Source organism: Mesorhizobium sp. M7A.F.Ca.US.005.03.2.1, assembly GCF_003997795.1.
Taxonomy (GTDB): Bacteria; Pseudomonadota; Alphaproteobacteria; order Rhizobiales; family Rhizobiaceae; genus Mesorhizobium; species Mesorhizobium ciceri.
In genome coordinates this window covers 1-6010 of sequence record NZ_RZRP01000368.1, presented here as the reverse complement: position 1 = coordinate 6010, position 6010 = coordinate 1, and the positions used below count along the sequence as shown (strand labels likewise).

Annotated in this window: 6 protein-coding genes and 1 riboswitch; of the genes, 2 read left to right on the top strand and 4 right to left on the bottom strand. The window is 63.8% G+C overall.

From position 1 onward, the window contains the following. Nucleotides 1–329, bottom strand: a 329-nt coding sequence (locus EN991_RS20135; RefSeq protein WP_164769222.1) for an ABC transporter ATP-binding protein, incomplete at its 3' end; no start/stop codon positions are given. A gap of 164 nt (nt 330–493) precedes the next feature. Further along, nucleotides 494–701: riboswitch (cobalamin riboswitch) on the bottom strand. A 255-nt stretch (nt 702–956) separates the two neighbouring features. Between EN991_RS20135 and EN991_RS20130 the strand changes: the two genes are divergently transcribed. Next, nucleotides 957–1790: an AraC family transcriptional regulator gene (locus tag EN991_RS20130; RefSeq protein WP_064994164.1), complete on the top strand. Its 834-nt coding sequence runs from the start codon at nt 957–959 to the stop codon at nt 1788–1790. A gap of 5 nt (nt 1791–1795) precedes the next feature. Here EN991_RS20130 and EN991_RS20125 read toward each other — a convergent pair whose 3' ends face one another. The 3 genes from EN991_RS20125 to EN991_RS20115 are packed head-to-tail and all read right to left on the bottom strand — an operon-like array spanning nt 1796 to nt 5412. Next, nucleotides 1796–2935 carry an alanine racemase gene (locus EN991_RS20125; protein WP_164769220.1) on the bottom strand — a complete coding sequence of 380 codons (1140 nt, stop codon included), beginning with the start codon at nt 2933–2935 and terminating at the stop codon, nt 1796–1798. Continuing rightward, nucleotides 2935–4212 carry a D-arabinono-1,4-lactone oxidase gene (locus EN991_RS20120; protein WP_127369382.1) on the bottom strand — a complete coding sequence of 426 codons (1278 nt, stop codon included), beginning with the start codon at nt 4210–4212 and terminating at the stop codon, nt 2935–2937. The genes EN991_RS20125 and EN991_RS20120 overlap by 1 nt, the downstream gene beginning before the upstream one ends. A 12-nt stretch (nt 4213–4224) precedes the next feature. After that, entirely contained in the window at nt 4225–5412 is a 1188-nt protein-coding gene (locus tag EN991_RS20115; RefSeq protein ID WP_127369381.1) for an MFS transporter, read from the bottom strand. 124 nt (nt 5413–5536) lie between these two features. Between EN991_RS20115 and EN991_RS20110 the strand changes: the two genes are divergently transcribed. Then, on the top strand, nt 5537–6010 hold a 474-nt coding region (locus EN991_RS20110; protein ID WP_245461019.1), incomplete at its 3' end, for a TetR family transcriptional regulator.

Below are 6010 nucleotides of genomic sequence, written 5' to 3'. Positions count from 1 at the left end.
AGCCCGGCGTGCGGGACCCGGCCAAGCTCGACATAATCGATCACCGCCAGCCGCGGATCGGGCTGGTCGGTCTGGCCGACAACGGCGATATGCAACGCCCGCTCGGCGGCCGAAATCCTGTCCAGCCCGCGTCCGCCAAGCTTCACCTCGCCGGAACTTGGCCGCAGCATGCCCGACAGCATGCGCAGCAGCGTCGTCTTGCCGGCGCCGTTGGGACCGATGATGGCAAGGCGATCGCCAGCGGCCACCGAGAAGCTGACCGCCTGGACCAGATTCCGCCCATTCGCCATGGCACAGAGGTCATGGGCTTCGAGAAGCACTGCGCTCATCGGCTGCTGCCCGCCGGATTGCGGGGACGGCAAAGCGTGCGCATGGTGATGCGATGATCGATGGAGCCGTCCAACTTTCCGTCACTTTCCAAAACTGGCGACGGAAGGAAGCTGGCGAACCGGCCGACAAGACCGGGACTCGCGTTTCCTCCCGGCACACCCCGTCCGGTCAACTCAGTGATGGCAGGTCTCCTGGCTCGCGGGTCGTTGCGCCATCCTGCCTTCCCAGCCTTGCCGGCCAGTGGCATTCACGGATTTTGCTCGCCGCTTACAGTTGCGGGGGCAGCCACGGCCTCGACCTGAACAGGCCTCACCGTGTTCCCTTTTCACCCCTCGCCTTTCGGCTCGGGGACCATCACCACTTCAGCGTAGATTTCCACCAAACGCTTCGCAATGGATTTCTCGGACGAAGTGGTGGGCCAGCTAAGGGAAACAGGCATTGCACGCTCACTTTATGTAATAACATAATATTTTATGTAATAACATAACATTCTTAGGAGATGACGCGGCCCGCTGTCAAGCGAAAGCCCATGGGATCGGCGCAGATTGCACGGGATGCGCAATTTCGATCAAACTGGCCGCGCCAGGAAACGCCAAGATGATCCGGCCAATGCGAAAAGGAGCCCCATGAACCCGACCGAGAAAGCGCTGTGGTTCGTCGAGAGCCATCTGCCGGAGGCGATCTCGCTTGACGATGTCGCGCAAAGCAGCGGCGTGTCGCGTTTTCATGTGACGCGCGCCTTCGGCGCCGCAACCGGCCGCTCGGTGATGGGTTACATGCGCTCACGCCGGCTGACCGAGGCGGCGCGCAAGCTGGCCGGCGGAGCGCCCGACATCCTCGCCGTCGCGCTCGACGCCGGCTACAACTCGCATGAGGCGTTCACCCGTGCCTTCCGCGATCAGTTCGGCACCACGCCGGAACTGGTACGCGCGCAAGGCTCGACCAACAACCTCGACCTCGTGGAGCCGATCCTGATGGACCAGTCCTTCCTCACCAATCTCGAACCACCGCGCTTCGAGACCAGCCGGCCGTTCCTGATCGCCGGCCTCGGCGAACGCTACAGCTGTGAAACCAGCGCCGGGATTCCGATGCAGTGGCAGCGTTTTGCACCCTATATCGGCAACATCCCAGGCGAGATCTCAGGCGTTTTCTACGGCGTCTGCCTTAACGGCGACGACGCGGGCAATTTCGACTATGTCGTCGGCGTCGAAGTGTCCGGCTTTGCGGATCTGCCGAAGGACTTCTATCGGGTGCGGGTGCCGGCGCAGAAATATGCGGTGTTCTCGCACCGCGAGCACATCTCATCCATCCGCCGGACGATCAACACGATCTGGAACAGTTGGCTGCCCGACTCCGGTCACGAAATCGCGGATGCACCGGAATTCGAGCGCTATGGACCGGAGTTCGATGCCCACAGCGGCAATGGCGGGCTGGAGATCTGGGTACCGGTGAAGGCGTAGCTCGATCACGCCATCGGCAGCGCCGGCCAGCGATCGATGACCTTTCCGCCGGAAAACACGTCGATCGACCCGAATTGCTGCAGCACGGCCTCGCTCTGCGTCGGCCTTAGAAACGCGTAGTCGCCTGGCCTTGCGGTCGCATCGGCGGGCAAGCCCATGAATTGCTGGTTGGAGGACAGGCCGAGCAGGCCGTTCGTCTTCATGCCTTGGGGGAAGACCGGCTCGGCCATCCACTTGCCGCCATAGAGATAGCAGCCCTTGCGCGGAAACCGGCCGAGCGCCTGCAGCAGGCGGGTAACGGCCGGCGGGCCAGGCAGCATCGGCTCGACCACTTTCAGGATCGGCGTAGCGATGAAAGCCGCCGGCTGGAAGCCGTCGAGGCCTGGCGTATCGAAGTCGCTGGGCAGCACGAAGGCCGAGCCCATCGACACTTCATTGGCCGCGCCGACACGATGAAGCAGCGCGGTCTTGCTGCCGCCGATGTTGAGGATGCGGCGCTGGTCGGCACCGAGACAGGCGACGAACGCCGCAGCCTGCGCCGACGCCTCCGCCAATGCCTTTGCCGGTCCGCCGAAAAGGCCGGGAATGAGCGGCGCATGCGCCTCGTAGGCCATGACGCCTTCGCAATGCAGCCGGACCGGCAACGCGCTCAGCGCCTTCGACAAGGCCGCGGGATCAGCAAAGCCGCCGCGATGCAGCCCGACATCGATCTCGAAAGCGATGCGCAGGCCGATGCCGAGTTCGTCAGCGAGAGCACCGTATTCCGCCAGTCTCTCCTCGCTGTCGATCAGCCAGCAGACACGCGACCAGTCGGCATCACCCTTCACCAGCGCAGCCCTTGCCGCACCGATCGGCATCGGCTTGCCGTAGAGCAGATCGGCATCCGGAAACGCCTTCAGCACCGCCTCGCTGATCGGCGGGTGGAAGGTCATGAAGCGCTCATGGCGAAGCGCCTTGCCTATATGCGCAAGCAGCGGCAGGCAGGCGAGCGATTTGTCGACCAGCCGCACGGCCAGGCCGGGATCCAGCCTCCCTTTTACCAGGGCAATGTTTCCGTCCAGCCGATCGCGGTCGAGCAGCAGGCAGGGTCGGAAGATGCCGGCGGTCTTCAGCGCATCCGAGAGGGTGGAAAAATAGGTGCTCATCATTCGATGCCGAACAGGCCGGCCATGTAGGGCGACACGAAGCGGTTTTCCGGATCGATGTCGCGGCGCACCGCCATGGCATCGTCCCAGCGCGGGTAGAGCTTTTTCAGCTCCGCCGCTTTCAGGCTGTGCATCTTGCCCCAATGCGGCCGGCCGCCATGTCTGCGGAAGATCGGCTCTGCCGCCCGCATGAACGGCAAAGGATCGTTCGCGGCGTCATGGTGGATGGCGATGGAGCAGGTCAGCCTGTTGTAGAATGGCGAAAGCCAGAACTGGTCCGGCGCGACCGAGCGCACCTCCATCGGGAAATAGACCTCGGGAAAACGCTTCTCGGTCAGCTCGATGATCTCGGCCAGCGCCTTCGGCCCTTCCTCGAACGGCAAATGATATTCCATCTCGTTGAACTTGGTCTGCCGGTCGCTGGCATAGACGTTGAGCCAGTCCTGCACGTAGTCCTCGGCGGGAAATTTGGCGGCCGCCGATCGGATCAGGCGGCCACGCAGCGATGGCAGCCAGGCAAGTGAAGTGCGCAGCCTGCGCAGTGTCCTCAAACCCGCCTCGTCCTCTTCCGGCGGCCGCGTGGTGGGTGCGGCATCGCTGAAATCGCTGGCGATGAACTGCGCATAGCCGGAAAACGGAATGTAGTAGAATTCGGCCGAGCGATGCGCGGCCATCATCGCCTCGAAATCACGCAGCATCTCGGTGATCGGCAGCACATATTTGCGGCGGCGCAACCGGTAGGTCGCGATGTTGTTCAGCGTCACTTCGGTGAGCACGCCGAAAGCGCCGAGCGCGACACCGATGGCGTGGATCATGTCCCGATCCCCTGCCCGCTTGAAGTCGCGGACCTTGCCAAGCCCGTCGACGATCTGCACCGTCTCCAGCTGCGTGTGATAGGCGCCGAGCGTCGGCCCAGAGCCGTGCGTGGCTGTGCCCAGCGCGCCGCCGATCGCCTGGCGGTCGATGTCGCCCATGTTGGGCAGGCCCTGGCCAATGCCTTGCAGGATGTGCATGAGCGGGCCGAGCCGGGTCCCTGCCCGCACCCGCGCCTGATGTTTTTGCGCGTCGTGCGAGACCAGCCCTTCCAGTCTCTCCAGGGACAGGATCGTGCCCTGCGATTTCACCAGCGGTGTGAAGGAATGACCGGCGCCGGCGACGCGCACCGGGCCAGGCGCGCTCCGGACGAGATCACCGAGTTCACCGACATCGCTGGGGCTGGCGATCAGCTTGGGCTCGGCACTTACGAAGCCCGACCAGTTGCTCCAAGTGTTCGACATGGCGCTCCCCGCTCAGGCAACCGCACGACGGCGACGTGACACAAGAACGAAGAGACCGAGCAGCGCCACGCTTGCCACCGCGCTGGCGGCGGCGAATTCCGGCACCGGCCGGAAATCCTTGCCGTCGATGAGCAGCGACGCCGCAATCGGCCCGATCGCCAGGCCGAACAGTTGGGCTGCCGGCACCAGCAGCACGGCGGTGCGCGTCTCGTCGGCGGTGATCGCCAGACGGATCTGGTAGGGCACGATGAACAGCAGGATAAAGCCCATGGCCAGGGCAGCGACCCAGAACGTCGTCAGGCCGGGGCTGCTGGCAAGAACCAGGGAACTGACAAGCGCCACGACGCCGATCGCCGCGATGGCAAGGCGATAATCGATGCGCGCCTCGAACGCGGTCGCCGTCATCGCCCCCAGGACCTGCACCGCGAGGCTGGCCGAGACGATCAGGCCGACGGTGCGGCCATCGATGCCGTATTGCGCGCCTAGCGGCTCCAGGAAAGCCCAGACCGCGCCGAAGAACATGAAGTAGCAGAAGACCGACAACAGCGCGGTCATTGAGGGAACCGTCAGCACATTGGCCAGATTCTCTTCCTTGGGCAGGTCGGCATAGTCACCGGGCACGGTGAAAGCGACCGCCAGCGACACGACGCAGACGACGGCAAGAACGATGAAGCCACCCTCCGACCCTGCGGCCGGAATGACATAGAGCGCCAGCAACAGGGCGAGCGCGCATTGCGCCAGCGTCTGCATGGTGACGAAATAGCCGCCGATGCGCTCGGCACGCCGCGAGCGGGCGATCAGTTCGGTGGCGATGGCGACCAGACCGCCCTCGGCGAGCCCGGCAAGGGCGCGGGCCGCAATCAGCATGTTGGCGCTCGCGGCATAGGCCGTCCACACATTGGCCAGCGCCAGCAGCAGCAGAAGGACGGCACTTTTCCAGCGCATATTGTGGGCCGAAAGCAGCATCGCCACGACGGCCGAACCGATGGCAATGGCGATCATCTCGGCGGTGGCGACCAGCGCCAGTTCGTCGCCGCTGACATGGCCTTCGGTGTAGAGAGCTCCGAGCAGCACCGGCTGCAGGCCGAGGATGAGCAGGCCGACCGAACCGATCCACAGGGCCGAGGCGAGCTGCCAGCCGGTCGGATTGCCGACCAGCCAGTCGCCACTGCCTGCGTGGCCGATATCTGTCGAAGCCAAAGGCGCCTCCCCAACGTCCTTGCCGCGCGGCAAAAAAGCTGACAACCTGTCAGTATTTCAGAAACTGATACTTGATCATATTTCTTGTCAACCGGAATCTAAAAACCGTGCGAAAGATCGGTGCATGACGGAATTGAAGAGAATGGCGACCGAGCCGAGGCGCAAGCCCAAGCAGGAACGCAGCCGCGAGCGCATCGACGCGATCCTGTCGACGACCATGCGGCTGATCGGGGAAAAGGGTATCGACGCCGTCACTATGAAGGAGGTCGGCATGCTGGCGGGCGGGCCAATCGCCACCGTCTACCACTACTTTCCCAACAAATCGGCGATCCTGGCGATGCTCTATGAGCGGTTTTCAGAGGTCAGCCGGGCACGGCTGACGACGATCATCGCCGAAATCCACGAGGCGAAAGATGTCATCGTGGCCGCTGACCGGCTGCTCGATGATTATCTCAGCCGTGTCGCCGGCGATCCGGCCATCCAGGATCTGCAGAACATTTTGGCTTGGTGCCGCGTTTCGGCGAGGTCGAGGTTCTTGAGCGCCTTGTCGGCCTGGATGGCGTTCTGCAGATCCTGGATGGCCGGATCGCCGGCGACA